This window comes from Rhabdobacter roseus, from assembly GCF_014202275.1.
GTDB classification, from domain to species: domain Bacteria; phylum Bacteroidota; class Bacteroidia; order Cytophagales; family Spirosomataceae; genus Rhabdobacter; species Rhabdobacter roseus.
Genome location: NZ_JACHGF010000017.1, coordinates 1 through 20882, shown reverse-complemented (window position 1 = coordinate 20882; position 20882 = coordinate 1). Strand labels below are relative to the sequence as shown.

The following is a 20882-nucleotide window of genomic DNA, read 5'->3' as shown; positions in this document are numbered from 1 at the left end:
TGAATGTTAAGGTTTAGTCTTCGTGTGTTTTTTAAAAAAGGTGGACTTGACAGCGGCGTTGGATTTAGTTTTGAAGTACCCATTTCTTGGAAAGTACCTTTTCCCCGTTGCTCACCTGAAGCACGTACAAGCTGGGAGGAAGATTCGGTTGTAGGGTTGTGTGGGTAGTAGGTACTTTCAATTGTTCGCGAAAGACGGTCCGCCCGGCTCCATCGACAATCCGGACCTGATCAAAGGCCAGGGACGAAGTACGTATGGATACGCGACCAGCCGAGGGATTGGGGTACACCGTAAAGGTCAGGCTCTGATTGGCGCCCGTGACGGGGCCGCCCGCCCGCAGGACCAGCCAGCGCGCTCCGTACGCGGGCATAGGTACCTGGGTATTGCGGCCGGAAACGGCAAACTGGGCGTCGTTGAGCACATCGTCGAGCCAGTACGGCTCTCCGGAGGTACTTTCGGGCAGTACCGAAGCGAGGTCGAGGGTCGTTTCGGTGGGGTTGCTGGTGAGATTCAGCACTACTACCACGTTCTCCTCGTCCCGCCAGCGATGAAAGGCCAGCAAGGTACCTACGCCCGTGGTGGGTACTTCGGCCAGGGTGGTGTCGCGCAGGGCGGGGTACTGCTGGCGGAGCTGGATGAGCCGCTGGTAGTACCGATACAGCCCGTCCGGATCGTGGGCTTCGATGGGCTGATTCCGCTGAAAAACGGCGTTGGTTTGGTACGGATGGGTCCGGAAACCTACCTCCTGCCCGTTGTAGAGCAGCGGAATACCCGGTACCGAAAACAGCAGGGCGGCGGCCAGCCTGGTGCGGGGTACCTGGTGGCTGTGGACGAAGCGCGGCAGGTCGTTGTTTTCCAGAAAGCGCAGCAAGCGGTGCGGGGCGTTGTTTTGGAATAAAGCCTGGCGCAGCAAAGTACCCCGCTGGGTCAGATCCGGGTGGTTGAAGACGGTCCGACTTTCGGATTCGGAATACTCGTACTCCCAGGCCCACTGCGACACCCAGCTGCGGCTGTTGGTCCAGTCGTAGGCGGCGTCGAAACCCAGCGCGTACACCTGCGGGTCGGCGCCCTTGTCTTCGGCCAGCAGCAGCAGCTCGGGCTTGATGCTTTTGAGCTCCGTGCGCATCCGGCGTGCAAAGGTACTTTGGCGGGCGTTGACGCCCCAGATGGCGTCGAAGCGGTAGCCGTCAATATCGTACTTCTTGACCCAATGCTTGCATACTTCCAGCATCCAGCGCTGCACCTCCTCGTGGTCGTAGTTGAGGTTGACGAGGTCGTTCCAGAAATAGAAAAAGAAGCCGTGGGCGTCGGTATTGTAAAAATTGGCGTAGGGCTTGCCGTCGTTTTGGCGCTGGTAGTAGGTATAGTAGTGGGAGCGTTGGCCGTGCGCGATGGCGTCCTGGGCGTAGGGGTGCTGGATCGAGGTGTGGTTGAGCACCAGGTCGAAAAGTACCCGTAGCTCCAAAGCTTTGGCCTGCCGAATGAGCTCGGCCAGGTCTTGTTCGGTACCCAGGTCCGGGTTGATGCCGAAGTAGTCCACCACGTCGTAGCCTTGCCCCTTGTACGATGATATGGTGACGGGCTGTAGCCAAATGGTGTTAATACCCAGCTGCTGGAGCTCGGGTAGTTTGGCCGTAATGTCCCGGAAAGTACCGTTCGCCACGAAGTTGTAGGGCGTAATCTGGTACATGACGGCCTCGTTCATCCAGGACGGCGCGTCGGTATCGGGGTCGATGGCCCGCAGGCGATCCGCTTCCCGCACCACCCGCGCCCGAAACCAGCTGGAATCGTTTTCGGCGATGACGAGCAAACGATACTCGTAGGCACCCGGCGCGGTGGGGATCGTGACGGAGGCCTGCGGCTGCGCCGGGTTCAAAACGACCGATTCGGCGGGATTCTGCTCGTCAGGTACCCAGAGGTACTTTAAAGGTACCTGCGTGGGGTTGTCAAGTACATTGGCCTGCAACGTAGCGCGGTCGCCTTCGAGGGTGGCTAGCGGCTGTACGAGCGGAGCCGGTCGATAGCCCAACGTGTAGGTCAGGGTATCCGAAACCCACGCGGAGGTACCTTGGCCTACCTCTACCCAGATGGTATTGTGGGGGTACTTGAGCTGTATTTCAAAAGAAAAGGCCTGGCCATTGGTGGTATTGACCACAAAGGAGGTTTGGTTATGATGCACCGTCACGGACTCCGCCGACAGGCCGCTGAGCTCCCCGGAAAGTACCTGCCGAGCCGCCCATACCTCCGCACTGTGCTGGTGGAGCCGGACGGATGCCGCCTCCGCTCCCCAACCGACCAGCCCGAAAAGTACCCCTAAGAATCCACGTATGCTCATACTCGCTTGTATCTACTTTTGCGATGCGACGTTCATTTCTCCTCCAGTAGTAGCCATTTCATGGTGTAGGCTTCCAGCGGTACCTCCAGCTGTGTCTGGCGTTTTTTTACGGTATAGGTACCTTCGTGCAGGGCCTCTTTAAAGCGTAGTTTCTTCCTACGAAGCGGTGCGGGCAACGCCTCCCGGATGGCCACCGAGGCCGTAGCGGGGGTACTTCCCAGGTTGATCAGCGCCACCAGCTGCTCCTTACCGCTCCAGCGCCGGAAGGCCACCAGCGGGCTCCCCGTGCTGTTTAGAGGTAGTTGCTCCAGGGTCGTATCCCTCAGTACGGCGTGCTGCTGGCGCAGGCGAATGAGCTTTTGGTAGTAGTCAAAAAGCCCGTCCTGATCCTGCGACCGGATGGTACTATCGGGCGAAAAGACGGCGTGCGTGCGGTACGGATGTCCCCGGAAGCCTACCTCCTGGCCGTTGTAGAGCATAGGAATACCCGGTAACGAGAAGAGCAGCGCGGAAGCCAGCTGGGTACGGGGCAGGTCGTAGGTAGCCATGAAGCGCGGCAGGTCGTTGTTTTCCATGAAGCGCAGCAGGCGGTGCGGGGCGCTGTTTTGGAATAAAGCCTGGCTCAACAAAGTACCCCGCTGGGACTCGTCCGGGTGGCTGAAAAGCGTCTTACTTTCGGACTCGGAGTACTCGTACTCCCACGACCACTGCGATACCCAGTTGGTGTCGGCGGTCCAGTCGTAGGCGGCGTCGAAGCCCAGTTTGTATACTTCGGGCACGGAGCCTTTGTCTTCGGCCAGCATCAGGAGTTCGGGCTTGATGCTCTTGAGCTCCGTGCGCAGGCGGCGGGAAAAAGCGGGCTCGCGTGACCGCACACCCCAGATGGCGTCGAAGCGGTAGCCGTCGATGTCAAACTCCCGTACCCAGTACTTGCACACCTCCAGGATCCAGCGCTGCACCTCCTCGTTGGCGTAGTTGAAGTTGACGAGGTCTTTCCAGAAGTAGGTGATGAAGCCGTGCTCGTCTTTATTGTAAAAAGAAGAGTAAGGTACTTTGTCGTTGGTGTGCTGGTAAAAAGCGTAGTAGTGCGAGCGCTCGCCGTGCTTGATGAGGTCCTGCGCGTAGGGATGCTGGATGGACGAATGATTCAGGACCAAATCGAAAAGTACCCGCATCTGTAGCTGCTTGGCCTGGGCGATGAGCTCCCGGAGCTGCTGCTCGCTACCAAAGTCCGGGTTGAGGCCCAGGTAGTCCACCACGTCGTAGCCCTGGCCCTTGTAAGACGACTTGGTGATGGGCTGTAGCCAGATGGTATTGATGCCCAGCTGCTTGAGCTCGGGTAGTTTTTGGGTAATGTGCGCAAAGGTACCTTCGCGCGTGAAAGCGCGCGGCGTGATCTGGTACACCACGGCGTCGTGCATCCAGGACGGGTAGGCGGTGTCGATGTCGTAGGCGGTGGGGACACCGCCGTTTTGCCGCACCAGCGTTTGGTACCTGACCGAATCCCGCCCCGCCACCACGAGCAGGTTGAAGTAGTAGTCGCCCGCCTGGCTCGGGATCGCCACCGAAGCCACCGAATCCTGCGCGTGCTCGATGGTGGCGCGGGCCGGATTGGCCGGGTCGGCCTGCCAGGCGTAGGAGAGCGGTAGGCCGAGGGGATTTTCCAGCAGGCGGGCGTGCAGGCTCACGTGGTTGGATTGCACGCGGGCGTAGGGCTTCACGATGGGTACCGGCTTATAGGCCAGCGTGTAGCGCAGGGTATCGGAGACGATCCGCTGGCCGTCGGGCGTGCGGGCTTCGGCCCAGATGAGGTTCTCGCGCTCGGAAAGTACCAGGTCAAAGGTGAATGTTTGGCCGTTGGGTACTTCGGCAAAAAACGTGCGCTGATTGTGGTGTACCGTGACCTGCTGCGCCCGAAAGCCCTCCAGCTGCCCCAACAGCGCCTGCCTGGGGTGCCACACCTCGGCGTCATGGGCGAACAAAACGAGGTCAGCGGCTTGGCCGGGGAGGCTTGCCAGGAAAATAAGAATAGATACTATAAAGAGACGCATACAGTATGAGCTATCAGTGGGTTGTTTTCTTTACGAAGAGCTAGTCCTGCCGGTTTGTTACGCAAAAAGGCTTCCAGCCCCGGCCCCGCGAAGCGAGTCAGGTACTTGGGAATAGAGCGGCTAGCCCTTGTTAAATGGGTGATTGTGGTGTTTTTTTAGTTCACTTAACGATTCATTGCTAAACCATACTTCTCAAGGAGGGGGGCTATTCGCCGACGGGTATAATGGGAATTTCGTTCACTTCTTTGCGGTAGGGCATGGACGACTGCGCGCCCATGCGCGTTACCGAAATGGAGGCCGCTTTGCACGCAAAAGCAATGGCTACTTCGATGTCCTGGCCTTCCGACAGGGCCACCGCCAGCGCCCCGTTGAAGCAGTCGCCGGAGGCCGTGGTGTCGATGGCCGTAACGGCCGGGGCCGGAATGAGCCGCGATACCCTAGCGGTGTGCAGGTACGCGCCGGTAGCCCCCAGCGTGATCACCACCGTAGGTACCCCCAACTCGTGCAGGATGATGGCGGCCTCCCGGGCCGAAGCCGGATCGGTGACGTGCACGCCGGTGAGCATTTCGGCCTCAAACGTATTGGGCGTGATGACCTCCAGGTACTTCAGGATCCGGTGGTCCAGGGCGTGAGCCGGGGCCGGATTAAGCATAATCCGCAGGCCTTTATGGAAACTTTTTTCAATGGCGGCCTCCACGATATGGATCGGAATTTCGAGCTGCATCAGCACGATGGCCTCGCCCTCGATGCGGTCCAGCGCCTGCTCCACGATGCGGATGTCGAGCTTGCTGTTGGAGCCGGGAGCCACGATGATGGTGTTTTCGCCGTCGGCATCTACCCCGATCAACGCTACGCCGGAGGGTAGTTCTTTGTCCGTCGTTATAAAATCGGTATTGATATTTTCGTGCTGAAACTGCTGGATGGCCTGCCGCCCAAAAATATCGTTACCTACCTTGGTCACAAACGTTACCTGGCTCTGAAGCCGGGCTGCCGCCACCGCCTGGTTGGCCCCTTTTCCGCCCGGATTCATCAGAAACGACCACCCCAAAACCGTCTCCCCCGGCAGAGGCAAGCGATCCGCTTTCACGACCATGTCGGTGTTGGAACTCCCGATAACACAAATAGGTACGGCCATGGCTCTGGTAGTATTTGAATACTAAATACACTACAGGTAGTACAAAACCAGCGGGTACGTGCTGAGTACTACAACGAGGTCAAAATTAGAAGTGTACAATCATTTAAAAAAATAAATATACTTTTCAATACTGCCATATTTAGCTTGTTTCATCAATCCTACTACGTACGGTGTATTTATTTCAGGTACCTCATTAGTAGAAAAAACGGCCCTAGGTACTTTATTTAGGTAGTTTTGTTTTTTCTCCGATTAGCTAATCCTATGTACTCCATTGACACCCTTTTCGCGCTGGTGCAATCCTTGACCAAATCCGAGAAAAGGTACTTCCGGTTATGCTCTGATATGCAGAAAGGCGAAAAGAGCTACTTGCAGCTATTTGACTTCCTGGAAAAACAGCCTGCCCTGGACCGGGACTTTGCCGAGGGCCTCAAGAAACTATTTCCGGGTACCAGCATAGAGCCCGCCCGCAAGCACCTCTACCGGGCACTAATGAAGAGCCTGCGCCAGTACGATTCGGACAAGGAAGTGGAAGTGAAGCTGATGAATTCGCTGCATGACAGCCGCATTTTGTACCACAAAGGGCTGGTGAAGGCCAGCCTGGAGCAGCTGGAAAAAATAAAAGTACAGGCGCTCCGGCTCGAAAAGCACATGTTCTATATTCTGGCCGCCCGGCAGGAGCTACAGTACCTGGCCCACCTGCAATTCATTGAAGTGAATGAAGACCAACTCCTCGAAAAGCAAAACAAAATAAAAGAGCTGCTGGAGCAGGAGCAGCGGTTTAGCCAGTACGCGAGCCTCTACGAGGTACTTTTGCTGAGGTACTGGAAGCAGGGCGTGGTGCGCAGCCAGCAGGAAGTAACCGAGCTGAACGATCTGCTGCTGGAAGAGTACCAGATCCTGAACCGACCGGGCGAGATGTCCTTTAAGTTGCAGCAGCTGCACCTGCATTTTCAGTCGACCTACTTCCAGATGCTCGGCAACGTGAAGAGTAGCTTGGGGGTATTTTACGATCTGGACGACCTGTTTCAGCGGCACGAGCTGCTTTGGCGAGACTCGCCGCTCTACTACGTCTACGTCCTCGACGGCATCCTGTCCGACCTCCGCTGGATGGAGCAGTACCACGACATGGATTTCTTTCTCAACCGGCTGAAAGCCATTTTCTCCTCCGAAAGCCTGGATGCGCTGGTGCGGTGCAAGGTACTTGAGCACCAACTCAAGCGCTGCGTGGATCAGCGGCAGTTTGAGGAGGCGGGTACTTTGCTCACGGAGCACAGCCCGGCGCTCAAACGCGACATTCCCCAGATTCCTTTTCAGATGCGCTCGCACCTGCAGTACACCATTGCCCGCGTATGGCTGTGCCTGGACGAGTACTCCAAGGCGCTGCGGCTGATCAACAGTGAGCTGAATCTACCTAGTACTTTGACCGATCAGTCTTCGCGTACCATCTTTCTATTGCTCAATTTGCAGGTCAACGCCCTCATGGACAACACCGACTACCTTCTTTACGCCATGCGCTCCATGGAACGCAAGCTCAAAAGCGAACGAAAACTCTTTGGCGTGGAGCAGCTCCTGCTCACGATCCTGAAGCGCTGGCTGGCCTTCAAACCCCTGAAAGGCTACCGCGAAAAACTGGAAGCCCTGGCCGACAATCCGTACGAAAAGCGACTTATTACGGAGCTCTGTCTTAGCGAGTGGCTGGGGCGGATCAAAGCCAAAAAGCGGCTAGGTACCTTTTGATGGGTAAGGTCCGTGGGAAAGTAGAGCGGCAGCGGGAGGTATATAAATAGAAAGAACTATTTTTTGCTAAAAAAATAAAGCAAGAGGCTGAATAAGGAACAAATCAAACAAGAGGAGCGGCAATAGGATTATCTATAATTCGTAAAATTAGCGGATAAATTCTCGTTCCAGTCATTTACTTTGCATCTCGGATTTATACTGGTAAAACTACCTTATGTACTATATGTTGCCTTTAAAAAAGACCATCTTACGCGTAATTCTCCTGGCCGGGGCGATGGGCGCCGCCAACTGGGCGTGCCAAACGGGCTCGACGGATGCCGATTTTGCTTCGGGAGCCGACTGGCTGGAGTACCAGGGCGGACCGGGCCGCAACCAGTATTCTTCCCTGACCCAGATCGACTCGTCCAACGTCACTTCGCTGGAGGTGGCCTGGGAGTACCATACCGGCGATACCGGGCAGATCCAGTGCAACCCGATCATCGTGGATGGGGTACTTTACGGCATGACGGCCACCACCCAGCCCTTTGCCGTGGATGCCGCCACCGGCCAGGAAATCTGGCGAAAAGTGACCGAAGGTACCGATCAGTTCAGTACCAGCCGGGGCCTGGTGTACTGGAAAAAGGGTGATGATAAGCGTATCCTGTACACCAACGGCCCGTGGCTGTATGCGGTCAACGCGGCCAACGGAGAAGCCATCACGAGCTTTGGAGAAAACGGGCGGGCCAGCCTGAAAGCCGGCCTGGGCCCCACCGCCGAAGATAAAATGGTGATTTCGAATACGCCCGGCACGGTCTACGACGATTTTATTATCATGCCACTGCGGGTGTCGGAAGGTACCGACGCTGCCTTAGGGCACATTCAGGCATTCAATATCCAGACGGGTAAGCTGGCCTGGGTATTTCATACCATTCCGCAGCCGGGTGAGTACGGCTACGATACCTGGCCAAAGGATACCTACAAGAACGCCACCGTGGGCGGGGCCAACAACTGGGCCGGTATGGCCGTAGACCGCAAAAGGGGCATCGTGTACATCCCGACGGGCTCGGCGGCCTACGATTTTTACGGAGCCGACCGCATCGGGACCAACCTCTTTGCCAATACGCTGCTGGCTCTGAACGCCAAAACGGGCGAGCGGATCTGGCACTACCAGCTGGTACACCACGACATCCTGGACCGTGATCCCTCGGCTCCACCCAACCTGGTGACGCTCACCCACAACGGCAAGCGCGTGGACGCCGTGGTGCAGGTGACCAAGCAGGGCTATACCTTCGTATTTAATCGCGAAACGGGCGAGCCGTTGTTCCCGATTGAGGAAAAGCCGGTGCCGCAGTCGGACATTCCGGGTGAGGAGAGCTGGCCTACGCAGCCCGTGCCGGTGAAGCCCGCTCCCTACGCGCGCCAAACCTTTACCGAAGACGACGTGAGCCCCTACGCCGCAAACCGCCAGGAACTGATCGAGCTGGTGCGGAAGAGCCGCTCCGAGGGGCCCTTTACGCCGCTTAGCCAGCAAGGTACCATCATCTACCCCGGCCTGGACGGCGGGGCTGAGTGGGGCGGGGCCGCGGCCGATCCCGACGGCATCCTGTACCTGAACAGCAGCGAAATGGCCTGGCGTATCTCGCTGGGGCCGTCTTCGTCGCCCGAGCAGCTGGCTAGCCTTTCGTCCGGGCATAGCCTGTACACCACCAACTGCACCCCCTGCCACGGGGCCGAGCGCAAAGGCAACCCCAACAGCGGCTTCCCGTCGTTGGTAGACATCGGCGGGCGTCGCTCCCGGGACTACGTCACCAACGTCATCCGTAACGGCAAAGGCATGATGCCCGCCTTCCGGAAGTTCTCCGAAAAGGAAAGGAAAGCCTTGGTCGCCTTCCTGTTCGATGAAGAAAAAGAAGAGCCGGGTTTTGCGCCCGGCGACGGCGAAGCAAAGGAGCCCGGCCTGGGTACCCAAAAAGGTTCGCAAGTGACGTACCAGATTTCGGGCTACAGCAAATTCCTGGATAAAGACGGGCATCCGGCCGTGCGCCCGCCCTGGGGTACCCTCAACGCCATCAACCTCAACACCGGGGAGTACCTCTGGAAAGTACCCTTTGGCGAGACGCCGGAGCTAGCCGCCAAGGGCCTGCCGCAAACGGGCTCAGAAAGCTACGGCGGACCGGTCGTGACGGCCAGCGGGCTGCTCTTTATCGCCGGTACGCGCGACGGTAAGTTTAGGGTTTACGACAAAAAAACCGGCAAGCTCCTGTGGGAAAAGCAGCTGCCCGCCGCGGCCTTTGCTACCCCAAGTACCTACCAGGTCAACGGCCGCCAGTACGTAGTCGTGGCCTGCGGAGGTACCAAGCTCGGCGCACCGGGTGGTGATAGCTACGTGGCATTTGCCCTGCCCGAAAACCTCATTAAGAAGTAAGCAGGTATCTAGCGAGATCATAAAATTGAGCGCGCTCAACCTCTGGCCTAACGAACCAGTCGCTGAGCGCGCTCGGTGTTTTTGTATAAGGTACTTTAGTGACTAGCGCGGCGCCATCCGGATGGCGCCGTCGAGCCGGATCACCTCGCCGTTGAGCATGGGGTTTTCCACGATGGACTTGGCTAGCAGCGCGTACTCGTGCGGGCGGCCCAGTCGGGAAGGGAAAGGTACCTGCTGGCCCAGCGAGAGCCGCGCCTCCTCGGGCAAACCCGCCAGCAGGGGTGTTTCGAACAGCCCCGGCGCGATGGTCATGACCCGGATGCCGCTCGGGGCCAGGTCGCGGGCGATGGGCAACGTCATGCCCACGATGCCGCCCTTGCTGGCGGAATAGGCCGCTTGCCCCACCTGTCCGTCGTAGGCGGCTACGGAGGCCGTGTTGATAATCACGCCCCGCTCGCCCTCTTCGTTGGGGTCGTTTTGGAGCATGGCAAAAGCCGCCAGCCGGATCACGTTGAAGGTACCTATGAGGTTGACCCGGATGGTTTTTTCAAAAGCCGCCAGCGCGTGCGGCCCGAAGGTACCTTGCACCTTCCCGACGGTCTTGCGGGCCTCGGCAATGCCAGCGCAGTTGACCACGACGCCCAGGCTCCCAAAGGTACCTAGGGTAGTATCGAGGGCCGCTTGTACCTCGGCTTCGTCGCTGACGTTGGTTTTGAAGAAAAGTACCTGTTCGGGTAGTTCGGCCGCCAGGGCGCGGCCCCGGGTTTCGTCCAGGTCCAGGATGGCTACCCGCGCGCCCTGCTTCACGAAGAGCCGGGCCGTGGCCTCACCCAGGCCCGAAGCGCCACCGGTGATGAGCGCGGTCGTTTGTTGCAATTGCATAACGGTTCGTTTTTAGTTTGCGCCCCAAAAGTACCTATTTGGGCAAGAATCAATCAAGGTTAGAAGCAGTCTATCATGTATCTAGTAAATCTTGTAGGGCTTTTTTTGGCTGTAACTTCGTTACATTTCTCACGATAGCCTCCGGCTATCGCTGTGAAATGTGCCTTGTTTCGCTCAAAAATAGCCTATACAATTTTTTACAATATACATGTAGACCGCTTCTTAGGTTTTGAAATAATGCAAAAGGCCGAGGCGGGCGTCAGCTCCCGGAAAAGTACCTGCTCAACCTGAAATCCCTGCTCCGTCAGGGATGCAACGGCCCGCTCGGCGGTGGCGCGGGTCGTGTCGGTAGGAGGTTGGTGGAGCAAATAAAAGGTACCTGCGGGCTTGAGGTACTTGCGCAGCAGACCAAGCTCAGGGGCTGGGTTTTTCCAAAACGCGCTGACGTTGAACGCCACGGCCTTGTCAAAGGTACCTGGCGCGGCTATCAGGGACGAAAGCTCGCCCGTGACCAGTTGCAGGGTACCGGCGGTGACGAAGCGTTCGTTGCGTTGCTGAGCCTGCCGGATCATGGCCGCCGAGCGGTCGAGGGCCGTGAGGGTACCGGTAGTGAGGCGCTGGGCCAGGGCCTCGGCCAGCAGGCCCGCCCCGCAGCCAATTTCCAGGAGCGTATCCGTAGGGGCCGGGTCAAGTACCTCCAGCGCCCAGGCGAAGCGTTCGGGTAGTTTCATGGGGTGATGCTGATTACAAGTACCTCAGTACCCGACTGCCCGAAAAAACGCCTCCAGTTTGGCTTCGTCGAGCTGGCCCTGGGTACGGACGCCGCTGCAAAGATCCAGGCCGAAGGGCTGGACGGCATCCAGGGCGGCCCGGACGTTTTCGGCCTTCAGGCCTCCGGCCAGAAATACCGGCACCGGAGCCTGCTCCACGATCTGGCGGCTCAGCATCCAGTTGTGCGTGCGCCCGGTACCGCCGAGTTCCTTGATGGCCAGCGTCGGGTTACCGGAGTCCAGCAGGAGGGCGTCCACTTCCGGGGCCAGGCGCAGGGCTTCTTCCACCGAGGCTTCATCGAGGATATGGATCACCTGCACGAGCCGGACCGTGGGTAGCGCCTCCCGCAGCAGCGCGTAGGTACCTGGCGAAACGGCGTCTACCAACTGGAGCGTGTTGGTATGTACCCGCCGCTGGTGGGCAATGAGGCTTTCGGGCAGGGTTTCGCAGCTGAGCAGAAAAGTAGCGATGGGTGGAGGTACCGTGGGCACGATGCGCGCGATGGCGTCGTCGGTGAGGGTGCCGGGGCCACTGGGCATGGGGCCCACCAGTCCCAGCGCGGCGGCTCCGTAGCGGATGGCCGTTTGGGCTTCCTGCACGCTGCTGATGCAGCAAATCTTGATGCGGGGTAGGGGTGTCAAGGAGTTTTGTTCCGGGCTAATGTACACCGCAATTTTAGGGCTAATCGCGGTAGTTAGCAAAGATAGCTAGTTTCTAAAAGTACATCCTTGGCGAGGAAAATGCCGATGCTCTCACCGGCAAAGGGGGAAACGTTGAGTTTTTGTTTATTCAATCCGGACCAAAATGCGCCTTCCCCAATCCAAGGGGGAATTGTCTAGAATCATTTCCCGCTCTTCAACTCCAGCGGGCCAGGTAAGTTGGTTAATAGTAAGTTGGCCGTAGGTAGCGGGCAGAGTGGGATTTTCCCATTCATAGGGTAACTTTTCATCGCCATAATCACTATATTTTTCGGTATCGCTATGGATAGTAACTGTGCCGTCATTCATAAAATGAAAAATGACGTTATCGCAGGACAAATCAATAGTTACGGGTCCATCACGTCCCATGAGACGGTCCATCGTCATGAGCTTCCATTTGCCGATGACGTTGTTTTTCTGTCCTTCAACGGATGGTACCTGGCAAGTTTTAGGCCCCCCGTCACTACAGGAGGTAGCTATCAATGAGGCAGCCAGCAGCAACATCCTGGCGATAAAAGGGAATTTTTTCATACAAACAGTATCTTGATTTACACGAAACACGCTCCCAAAGGGAGTTTCGATGGCCTTGTACCTTTGACCCACTTTAAGCCCTTGAGGTTGTAAAGAGTCAGTATGATTACTAGCAGTCCCATCGGGATTTCTTTTGCAGTAACCTCAAGTACAGAAGGTAAAACTAAAGACGAATCCCCTGGTAGAAACAGCTACGGGTAAAAGGTACTTTAACGAAAATGCCGGTGAGAACACCGGCAACCAGAGCGCCAACCCCGACAAGAGCGCCCAAACACAAGCGCTTTCCCATTTTCAAAGTACCTTCGGGAACACTACTTTGCCCACTTGATGTTAGCCAAGTAAACACGTCCCCATCAACGAATTGAAATCAACCCATTCCCACGACGCTTACGCCGCCCTCCGCTACCCCGACTTCCGCTTTTTCTTAGCCAACAGTTTTTTGTTTCGCGCCATGATCCTCATCCAGGAGGTGATCGTGGGCTACGAGCTGTACCTGCTCACGCACGACCCGCTCTCGCTGGGGCTTATCGGGCTGGCCGAGGTGGTCCCTTTCATCATGACCTCGCTCTTTGGCGGCCACATCGCCGACCAGCGCAACAAGATCACCATCATGCGCCTCAGTTTGGCGGTCATTATCCTGGGCTCGGTGATTCTGTACCTGATCTTCCAGCCCGCTTTTTTTGACCTCCTCAGTCTGCGGGAGCGGCTGGTGCTCATCTATTCCGTCTTTTTCCTGATAGGCTTTTCCAAAGGCTTTTATTCGCCCGCTTCGTCGTCGCTGAAGCCCTTTCTGGTGCCGCGCGAGCTCTACTCCAACTCCTCCACCTGGAGTAGTACCTTCGGGCAGGCGGGGTCCATCCTGGGGCCGGGCGTGGCGGGTTTTCTGTACGCGTACATCGGCCTGGCGAACGCGCTGCTGGTAGTGATCGGCTTTTTTGTGGTGTGCCTGGTGCTGCTTTCGTTCATCAAAACGCGCCCCGATTTCATCAAAACCAACACCACCCTGCTCGAAAGCCTCAAGGAAGGTTTCCGCTTCGTATTCCGGACGCGCATTGTGCTCTACGCCGTTTCGCTGGATCTATTTTCGGTCCTTTTCGGGGGCGTGATCGCGCTGCTGCCGGTCTTTGCCGAAGACATCCTGCACGTAGGGCCCGAAGGACTGGGACTGCTTCGGGCGGCGCCGTCGGTAGGGGCCATGCTCACGCTCTTGGGTATGGCGTACTTTCCGCCCACGCGGCACGCCTGGCGCAACATGCTCCTTTCGGTGGCAGGCTTCGGGGTATTCACCCTGGTGTTTGCGTTCTCTACCAGCTTCTGGCTGTCGTGCGTGGCGTTGTTCATGACCGGAGCCTGCGACAGCGTGAGCGTCATCATCCGGCAGACGATCCTGCAACTCTTTCCGCCCGACGAAATGCGGGGCCGCGTGGCGGCGGTGAACGGCATGTTTGTGAGCTCCTCCAACGAGCTCGGCGCGTTTGAGTCGGGCGTGGCGGCGCGGCTCTTCGGCACGGTACCGGCGGTGGTGCTGGGCGGGGTAGTGACGATGGGTGTCGTGACCTGGGTCTACTTCCGGTCCAAGGATCTTTTTGCGGTGCGCATCACCTAGCGCAGGTACCCGGCGAGGGCTTCTATTTGGTCGGTATTGAGGTAGTCTACGCCCAGCTCCATGAGCGCCTGCCAGGCGGCGGGCGTGTCGGGCGTGGCCCAGAAACGTACCTGGCGGTTTTGGGCGTGGATCTTGGCGATGACCTCCCGCAGCTTTTCTTTTTCTTCCGGCCTAAAAGTACCCTCCTGGCTGGGCCGGGCGTAGGCCAGAAACGACTGGCTGATGAGCCCCACGCGCTCCAGTTGCTGGGGCGTGTAGGTCTGGTTAGGGCGGCCGTCGAAGTAGAGGTAGGCGGGGTACTTGTCGAAGTCCTCGGGCCGGGGCGTATTGCCGCTTACCACCACTTTGACGGTACCCTTCGGGGCCAGCCAGGCTTGGTAGGGCTCCAGGGTTTTGACCAGCGCGGCCATGGTAGGCTCGGCGGCCGTTTTGAGATCGATCAGGAGCAGAAGGCTTTGTTTTTTGCCGGGATAAATCCGCCCTTTGTTTTTGCGTACCTGCTGCTGCATGGGCTGTAGGTACAGGCTCGTGAGCGTGCGGCCGGGGGCCATGTCCTTGGCGTCGTGGGCCACGAAGAGGGTGTCGTTACGCAGGTGGACGTCGGCTTCGATGGAGCCAAACTGCTGCTCGTAGGCCGCCCAAAACGGCCGTGCCTGCTCATAGTCGTTGTGCGAGTGCGCCTGGGCGGTGGTGTAGCGCGGGGTACTTTGTGCCCCCAGAAAGTGCAGGGGTAGCAGGACGATAAGCAGGCAAGCGAGCGATCGGATCATGGGTGAAACGGGGGTTGAGAAAAACCGGCTGCTAAGTAAAGCCACAAAGTACCTTCAGGTACCTACGAAGTCGGTTAATTTTTTGTGATGAAACGCGTAAAGTACCCTTGGTGGGTCGTCAATTACTCCGTCAGGGGGATAAATCACTCGGTTGTGCTTTCATCGTGCGAGATTATCCTTATTTTAGCCCGTTAATCATCAAACTACTTCTGAATACGCGGGATCTTCTATGGAAAACAACTCCTCTCTGTTTCGTAAAAAAACCGTTACCCAAATCCTGTCCGACGCCCACCAGGCCGACCAGGCCTCGGGTGGCCTCAAAAAAATCCTGGGCGTGCGCGACCTGGTTTCGCTGGGGATTGCGGCCATCGTGGGGGCCGGTATTTTCAGTACCATCGGGCTGGCCAGCTTCAACGGCGGACCGGCCGTGTCACTGCTGTTTGTGTTTACGGCCGTGGCCTGCGTGTTCACGGCGCTGTCGTACGCGCAGTTTGCCAGTACGGTACCCGTGTCGGGCAGTGCCTACACCTACGCCTACGTGGCTTTTGGGGAGTTGTTTGCCTGGATCATCGGCTGGGCGCTCATCCTGGAATACGCCGTTTCCAACATGGTGGTGGCCATTTCGTGGTCGAGGTACTTTGTCACCATGCTGGCGGGCTTTGGGGTAGTGCTGCCCGGCTGGCTCACCATTGATCCGGGTTCGGCGGCGGAGGCTTTTGCCAAGCTCCAAACCGGCGAGGTACTTACCACGGCCGAGCAAGCCGCCGCGCTGGCCTACCAAACGGCCCCGCTGCTGGGCGACCTCCGTATTATTTTTGACCTGCCCGCCGGGCTTATTACGGTGCTGGTGACGGCCCTGGTGTACATTGGTATTAAAGAATCGCGCACGGCCAGCAACATCATGGTGGTGCTGAAGATCGGCGTGGTGCTGCTAGTGATTTTTGCGGGGGCGTTTTACGTAAAACCCGAAAACTGGACGCCCTTTGCACCCAACGGGGTGGGCGGGGTACTGAGCGGCGTGGCGGCGGTGTTTTTCGCCTTCATTGGCTTCGATTCCATCTCGACCACCGCCGAAGAATGCAAAAATCCGCAGCGCGACCTTCCCCGCGCCATGATCTACTGCCTGCTGATCTGTACGGTACTGTACGTGCTCATCACGCTGGTACTGACGGGCATGGTCAACTACAAAGAGCTCAACGTGGCCGATCCGCTGGCGTTTGTATTTGAGCGCATCGGGCTGGACTTCATGGCGGGGGTCATCTCCGTGAGTGCGGTCATTGCCATCACGAGCGCGCTGCTGGTGTACCAGCTGGGCCAGCCGCGGATCTGGATGACGATGAGCCGCGACGGCCTGCTCTGGAAGAAATTCGCAACCATTCACCCCAAGTACCAAACGCCTTCCTTCGCCACCATCATCACGGGCATTGTGGTGGCCGTACCGGCGCTCTTTTTCAAGATGGATTTCTTCGTCGATCTCACCAGCGTAGGTACTTTCTTTGCGTTTATTCTGGTGTGCGGCGGGGTACTTTACCTGGACCACACGGGCATTTCGGCGCAGTCGAAGTTTCGGGTACCTTACGTCAACGGCAAGTATATCATCGGGGTTTTCTTCGTGGCGGCCTTTGCCTATACGCTCTACAACGGTCATCTGCTGGAAGCCGTGGCCGACAAGCCCCTGTTGGTGGTCTTCTGGCTCACCTGGGCAGTACTTTCGGTGCTGGGGTACCGGCACCGCTTCTCGCTGCTGCCCGTGATGGGCATCCTCACCAACCTCTACCTCATGACCGAGCTGGGCGCTTCCAACTGGCTCATTTTTGTTATTTGGCTGGTCATTGGTCTGGTGATTTACTTCGCCTACGGCTACCGCAAAAGCAAGCTGGCGTAAGGGGTACTTCTAGGGTACTTGGTCTACTTTCGCTGTACCGAAAGCACGATGGAGTAGTCTTCTTTAGGAGTAGGAGCTGTATGCGAGGCCGGATACGGCTCTACGGCTTTGAGGGTGAAAAGGTAGTTTTGCCCGCGGTAGGTATAGCTGAGGGTGTCGGTGATGGGGAGTGAGGTACCTGGGTTAAGCTCCCCGGCACACCACAAGCATAGCTTTATGAGCTCGGGCTCGCTGGCTCCGGCTCCCCGGAGGGCCAGATCTACCTTGGCCCGACCCGACCAGATGCAGTTTACATCTTCGGGACAACGGCCATCGTCTACATCAGCGAACGTCAGGGTAGTTTGGCTGGTGCGATCGATCGTGGCGGTTTCCTGGTAATGGATGCGCAGGTCTTTGGGCTTGAGGTCGTTGCTCTGGCAGCTCAGCAGGCCAAGTACCCCCAAGGCGTATAGCAGGTTCTTTTTCATGAGTTTCGTTTTTGCTTCTATAGAGTTTCAAAAGGCGTGAAAGGTTGGAATGGCTTTAAGTACCCATGCAGGGCGTAGGGTACCAACTATGTCCGTGCGTCACACGGTCTCCGACCGGCGTAGGCAAAATCGTTCTTGCCCTGGTTTTCTTGTAGGCGGCGGTGAGTAATCGCTTACATCCGGCCATAGCGGAGTGCCGCCCAGTCACAGACTACGCCCAACTCGGGGAGCTATGGGGCTTTGCGCTCTTCTTCACTCATCCATAAGTAGAAACGCTTCAACATGGAGTTTTTAAATATATACTGTATTAAAAGTACCAACATGTAGCAGAAAAGTACAAATAAATACAAGAAGTACTGCCGCACGGCGTCCGCAAAACTTGCATATATTTAAGAGTTGGCAGTAATTGTAAAACGACATGCAACCTTTACCAGAATTAGTTAACGGACTTGAAGTGCTGAAGCCTTTGCTCTTAAACTTCGGTTTCAGTCTCGACAATTATGAAAGCGGTAAGGGTTCAGGCGGAAAGTTTACAAGAGCAACCTTTGCCAAAGACAACAAGAAGTTTATCATTGGTTACAGGTATTCTGTTGGCTACGTCGTTTATGAGTGTGACAAATTACAAGTAAGCCACGACTTTTACCTTGACGGACTTGGCTTTGCTGAACAAAAGCAATTTCCCGACTTTCAGTCAGACGACAAGCTGTTAGCTTTTCGATACATCCTGCATGACCTTGAATTTTTAGTTGACGATTTTTTTCTTGGCGGCTGCTCAATACTGAAGGTCCTTGCAAGACAACAAAAAGAAATGATTGAAGAATACAACCGAAAAGCACAGGAAGAATATAAATACCAGGTTGACAGACGTTATATAAACAAAGCCCGCCAAGAGTTTAAAAGCAAAAACTATAAAAATTGTTTGGACTACTATTGCATGGTTCAATACGGTGAAATTTTATCGAACTATGACAGGAAGGCAATTGAGTATTGTAAACGACACAAGTGACGAACAACTACTGCCAACAACGGTTTACTGCAATACAGGCCGGCGAATAAATGTTTAACAATAAATCGCTATTTAGCTATAGAACAAAGGCTAAGCTGACGAAATATAAAATGCCTGTACTGACAGCAAGCCGATAGACGTTATCAGCCATTTTAGAATGACAATTTCCTTCAAGCACATAGGACTTATAATTGGAATTGCTTCAATTTTTTTGAGCTTTCTGTTTGCTGGAAGGCAGCAAGGGACTTATCAAATTCTTTTACTTGGCGGAATTGCGACAGCTTTCTTCTTTTACTTAACAATTTTATTTGCAAGGAATAAATTGAAATCAAAGCTCTTTTGGTCAGCTTTAGTTGTTGCTTGTGCAGTTCTTCAATGGTTAACAGAACCTATTTTGATTGACACGTCTTATCGCTATTATATCAGCCAAAATCAAAATACATTGAATGAAATTAACGACATTTTGCAACGTAAACAAGGTGAGGTTTTCATGTTAAACGATAGCGTGACTGTCAAATATGACACCTTAACCTTTCACGAAAAGGAAAAACTCAAAAGAGGTAGGAAAGACTTAGGCGTCTATCTTATTTCGAAATCCAACAAAGGAATTTATTATGGCTTGTGGGGTTTTCTTGATGTTAGATTAGGGATAACATATTTGCAGACACTAGAGCATACTGGCGACAAATACAGACACTTGACTGGAAGTTGGTTTCGTTGACAAAAACGGCTGGTAACATCGTATTGGCAAAAAAGCGGCTGATGAATAAATATTTTACTTTAGTTCTTTATTGATGCGTGAATTAATTTATAAAGCTTCCCCGCGCGGCGTCTGCTCCTGGAAGGAGGGATTGAGGGAGCGGACGCCGCGCGGGGACCGCCCTACACCCGGACGTAGTCGGAGACTACGCCCAGCGGAGGGCTGGCCGGAATTATGTGAGCCTGCGGTCCGAGACCGCTTCACACTCGGACGTAGCGAAATATTCAAGTCAAAGACTTGCTGTATGTTTATCCACCAGTTGCAAACTGGCGGTAGCGGAGTACTTCAAAACTTGCGTATATTTAGGAGTTAGCTGCCATAATGTCTGACCTCAAATGGATTGGAGAGAAAATATCAATACCCTCAAAGAAATATACACTGGACACTTTCAAATAATTCTTGACTTTGCAACTGTAGACTTTTTGAAATTCGTTTTATTGGATGAATATAAGTACGTATGGGTTTACTCGCATAAGACTAAAGGTTCCTTAGAATGGAAGAGTTATCAACTTCCATTATTTGACAATGAAAACTATCATCAAGTGCTTGCTCGTCATATAAGCTTTGACTTTATTGTGCCGACAAATGACTTCAGATCGTTACTGCCGAACATTGGCCCTGGAATTACATTGATACAGCTAAATGAACTGCCCAAGTATTACTTAAACCCAGCAAACATCAAGGGCAAGTCTCGTTATGACCTGCTTCTTAAGGAATGTGATTACTTATTTGAAATAGATCTGCCTTGTGCAACAGATTACGGGACGTTGGTTAGCAGTAACAGGCAGTTCCTACAATCGTTATTGGACAACAAAGACATTAACTGGAATAATCTACCCTGATAACATTTACGGCAGCTAACCAAGCTTTGTAAAATAGCGGCTATCGAACTACATTTAAGCTAACAAGCATTAATCAACGGCAGAAAGTCAATGAAGCGGCAGATTTTCAAATTCCGCTACTTCACAAAGCTTCGCTCCGTTAACCCCAATAGCTAGACAGACCTCAAGAATACATGGAACATCACTTTGGAGATTTCTTAGACCGGACAGGTGACTACTGGACAATTGTTGCGAACCGAGAACGCTATACTTATGCTACTGAGGTTGACATTCACGACAAGGAAGCAATAAAAATTCTAACAATCAGCAAGTCCCACGACCATTGGGAACAAGTCTTTGACTGTCCGAACCTTGAAGAACTGACACTTCATGACCCAAGCAAAGAACAAGTCCAAGCAATACGTAAGCTGACACAGCTGTATGTAGGCATCCCTTTTTTAGTACATATCTAAAGTAGACATTTTTTTCATTTTACCATTGCTGGGCTTTTTCCTTTAAGTGCTTTGTGTGGTCTATAATTATTATAATCCTCCATCCAATCACTTGTTATTTCTCTTACTTGGTTTATATCATCGAATAGGTATGCGTCTAATATATGGTTGCGGTATGTTCTGTTGAATCTTTCGATGTATGCATTTTGGGTTGGTTTTCCTGGTTGTATATATTTAAATTCAATGGTGTTCATTTCACTCCATTTGGCTGTGAGATCTGCGATGAACTCAGGCCCATTATCCATTCTAATAGCTTTAGGTTTCTGCCTGTTTGCTATCAGATGATTTAGTACCCATACCACTCTGCTGCTTTTAATGGAGTAGTCTATTTCGATATGAATTACCTCTCTATTGTAATCATCAATAACATTAAAGCATTTGAACTTCCTTCCGTTATCTAAAGTATCATGCATAAAATTGTACTAGCCCCCTAAAAACCTGGAACTGGATTCTACTAATTAAACCCCTTAAATTAGTAGGATTATGTCAAGGAGAAAATTTTCAGTCGAAG

The 20882-nt window shown here is 54.6% G+C and carries 17 protein-coding genes and 1 pseudogene; 8 read left to right on the top strand and 10 right to left on the bottom strand.

Going from position 1 to position 20882, the window contains the following annotated elements; translation table 11 throughout:
- Nucleotides 1-64 precede the first annotated feature (64 nt).
- The 3 genes from HNQ92_RS27080 to rbsK all read right to left on the bottom strand — a co-directional run bounded on the left by HNQ92_RS27080 (nucleotide 65) and on the right by rbsK (nucleotide 5521).
- Nucleotides 65-2335 carry an alpha-amylase family glycosyl hydrolase gene (locus tag HNQ92_RS27080; RefSeq protein WP_184179438.1) on the bottom strand — a complete coding sequence of 757 codons (2271 nt, stop codon included), beginning with the start codon at nucleotides 2333-2335 and terminating at the stop codon, nucleotides 65-67.
- Between the two features lie 32 nt (nucleotides 2336-2367).
- Nucleotides 2368-4386 (bottom strand): alpha-amylase family glycosyl hydrolase, encoded by a 2019-nt coding sequence (locus tag HNQ92_RS27075; RefSeq protein WP_184179435.1) that lies wholly within the window; start codon nucleotides 4384-4386, stop codon nucleotides 2368-2370.
- A gap of 205 nt (nucleotides 4387-4591) precedes the next feature.
- Nucleotides 4592-5521, bottom strand: a complete 930-nt coding sequence (rbsK, locus tag HNQ92_RS27070; protein ID WP_184179432.1) for a ribokinase — start codon at nucleotides 5519-5521, stop codon at nucleotides 4592-4594.
- 261 nt (nucleotides 5522-5782) lie between these two features.
- Between rbsK and HNQ92_RS27065 the strand changes: the two genes are divergently transcribed.
- Both HNQ92_RS27065 and HNQ92_RS27060 read left to right on the top strand, forming a co-directional pair.
- Nucleotides 5783-7258, top strand: a complete 1476-nt coding sequence (locus HNQ92_RS27065) for a hypothetical protein (protein ID WP_184179429.1) — start codon at nucleotides 5783-5785, stop codon at nucleotides 7256-7258.
- A 223-nt stretch (nucleotides 7259-7481) separates the two neighbouring features.
- Complete coding sequence (locus HNQ92_RS27060; protein ID WP_425504318.1) at nucleotides 7482-9662, top strand: outer membrane protein assembly factor BamB family protein; 2181 nt, start codon at nucleotides 7482-7484, stop codon at nucleotides 9660-9662.
- 102 nt (nucleotides 9663-9764) lie between these two features.
- On the opposite strand, the gene HNQ92_RS27055 is transcribed toward HNQ92_RS27060, so the two are convergent.
- The 4 genes from HNQ92_RS27055 to HNQ92_RS27040 form a co-directional block, all read right to left on the bottom strand.
- On the bottom strand, nucleotides 9765-10544 hold the full coding sequence (locus tag HNQ92_RS27055) for a 3-hydroxyacyl-CoA dehydrogenase (protein ID WP_184179427.1): 780 nt from the start codon (nucleotides 10542-10544) through the stop codon (nucleotides 9765-9767).
- 197 nt (nucleotides 10545-10741) lie between these two features.
- Entirely contained in the window at nucleotides 10742-11275 is a 534-nt protein-coding gene (locus tag HNQ92_RS27050) for a class I SAM-dependent methyltransferase (protein ID WP_184179424.1), read from the bottom strand.
- Nucleotides 11276-11299: 24 nt separating this feature from the next.
- Complete coding sequence (locus HNQ92_RS27045; protein ID WP_221307560.1) at nucleotides 11300-11956, bottom strand: phosphoribosylanthranilate isomerase; 657 nt, start codon at nucleotides 11954-11956, stop codon at nucleotides 11300-11302.
- Between the two features lie 144 nt (nucleotides 11957-12100).
- Nucleotides 12101-12544 carry a hypothetical protein gene (locus HNQ92_RS27040; RefSeq protein ID WP_184179421.1) on the bottom strand — a complete coding sequence of 148 codons (444 nt, stop codon included), beginning with the start codon at nucleotides 12542-12544 and terminating at the stop codon, nucleotides 12101-12103.
- 361 nt (nucleotides 12545-12905) lie between these two features.
- Between HNQ92_RS27040 and HNQ92_RS27035 the strand changes: the two genes are divergently transcribed.
- Complete coding sequence (locus HNQ92_RS27035) at nucleotides 12906-14150, top strand: MFS transporter (RefSeq protein WP_184179418.1); 1245 nt, start codon at nucleotides 12906-12908, stop codon at nucleotides 14148-14150.
- On the opposite strand, the gene HNQ92_RS27030 is transcribed toward HNQ92_RS27035, so the two are convergent.
- Complete coding sequence (locus HNQ92_RS27030; protein ID WP_184179415.1) at nucleotides 14147-14920, bottom strand: phosphatidylinositol-specific phospholipase C/glycerophosphodiester phosphodiesterase family protein; 774 nt, start codon at nucleotides 14918-14920, stop codon at nucleotides 14147-14149. The two genes, HNQ92_RS27035 and HNQ92_RS27030, sit on opposite strands and share 4 nt — an antisense overlap.
- A 229-nt stretch (nucleotides 14921-15149) precedes the next feature.
- On the opposite strand from HNQ92_RS27030, the gene HNQ92_RS27025 reads away from it, so the two are divergent.
- The gene (locus HNQ92_RS27025; RefSeq protein ID WP_184179412.1) at nucleotides 15150-16805 is read left to right on the top strand and encodes an amino acid permease; all 1656 of its coding nucleotides are present in this window, start codon (nucleotides 15150-15152) and stop codon (nucleotides 16803-16805) included.
- 23 nt (nucleotides 16806-16828) lie between these two features.
- Here the strand turns inward: HNQ92_RS27025 and HNQ92_RS27020 are convergent, their stop codons facing one another.
- On the bottom strand, nucleotides 16829-17272 hold the full coding sequence (locus HNQ92_RS27020; protein WP_184179409.1) for a hypothetical protein: 444 nt from the start codon (nucleotides 17270-17272) through the stop codon (nucleotides 16829-16831).
- A 418-nt stretch (nucleotides 17273-17690) separates the two neighbouring features.
- On the opposite strand from HNQ92_RS27020, the gene HNQ92_RS27015 reads away from it, so the two are divergent.
- From HNQ92_RS27015 to HNQ92_RS27000, 4 genes are all read left to right on the top strand, one after another.
- Nucleotides 17691-18278, top strand: coding sequence for a hypothetical protein (locus HNQ92_RS27015; protein ID WP_184179406.1), 588 nt, complete (start codon nucleotides 17691-17693; stop codon nucleotides 18276-18278).
- Between the two features lie 157 nt (nucleotides 18279-18435).
- Complete coding sequence (locus HNQ92_RS27010) at nucleotides 18436-18999, top strand: hypothetical protein (RefSeq protein WP_184179404.1); 564 nt, start codon at nucleotides 18436-18438, stop codon at nucleotides 18997-18999.
- A gap of 374 nt (nucleotides 19000-19373) precedes the next feature.
- Nucleotides 19374-19880, top strand: coding sequence for a hypothetical protein (locus HNQ92_RS27005; RefSeq protein WP_184179402.1), 507 nt, complete (start codon nucleotides 19374-19376; stop codon nucleotides 19878-19880).
- 173 nt (nucleotides 19881-20053) lie between these two features.
- A complete protein-coding gene (locus HNQ92_RS27000) occupies nucleotides 20054-20332 on the top strand; it encodes a hypothetical protein (protein WP_184179400.1) in 279 nt (92 codons plus the stop codon).
- 29 nt (nucleotides 20333-20361) lie between these two features.
- Here the strand turns inward: HNQ92_RS27000 and HNQ92_RS26995 are convergent.
- A pseudogene (locus tag HNQ92_RS26995) lies at nucleotides 20362-20790 on the bottom strand (integrase core domain-containing protein); the annotation flags it as partial.
- Nucleotides 20791-20882: the final 92 nt, after the last annotated feature.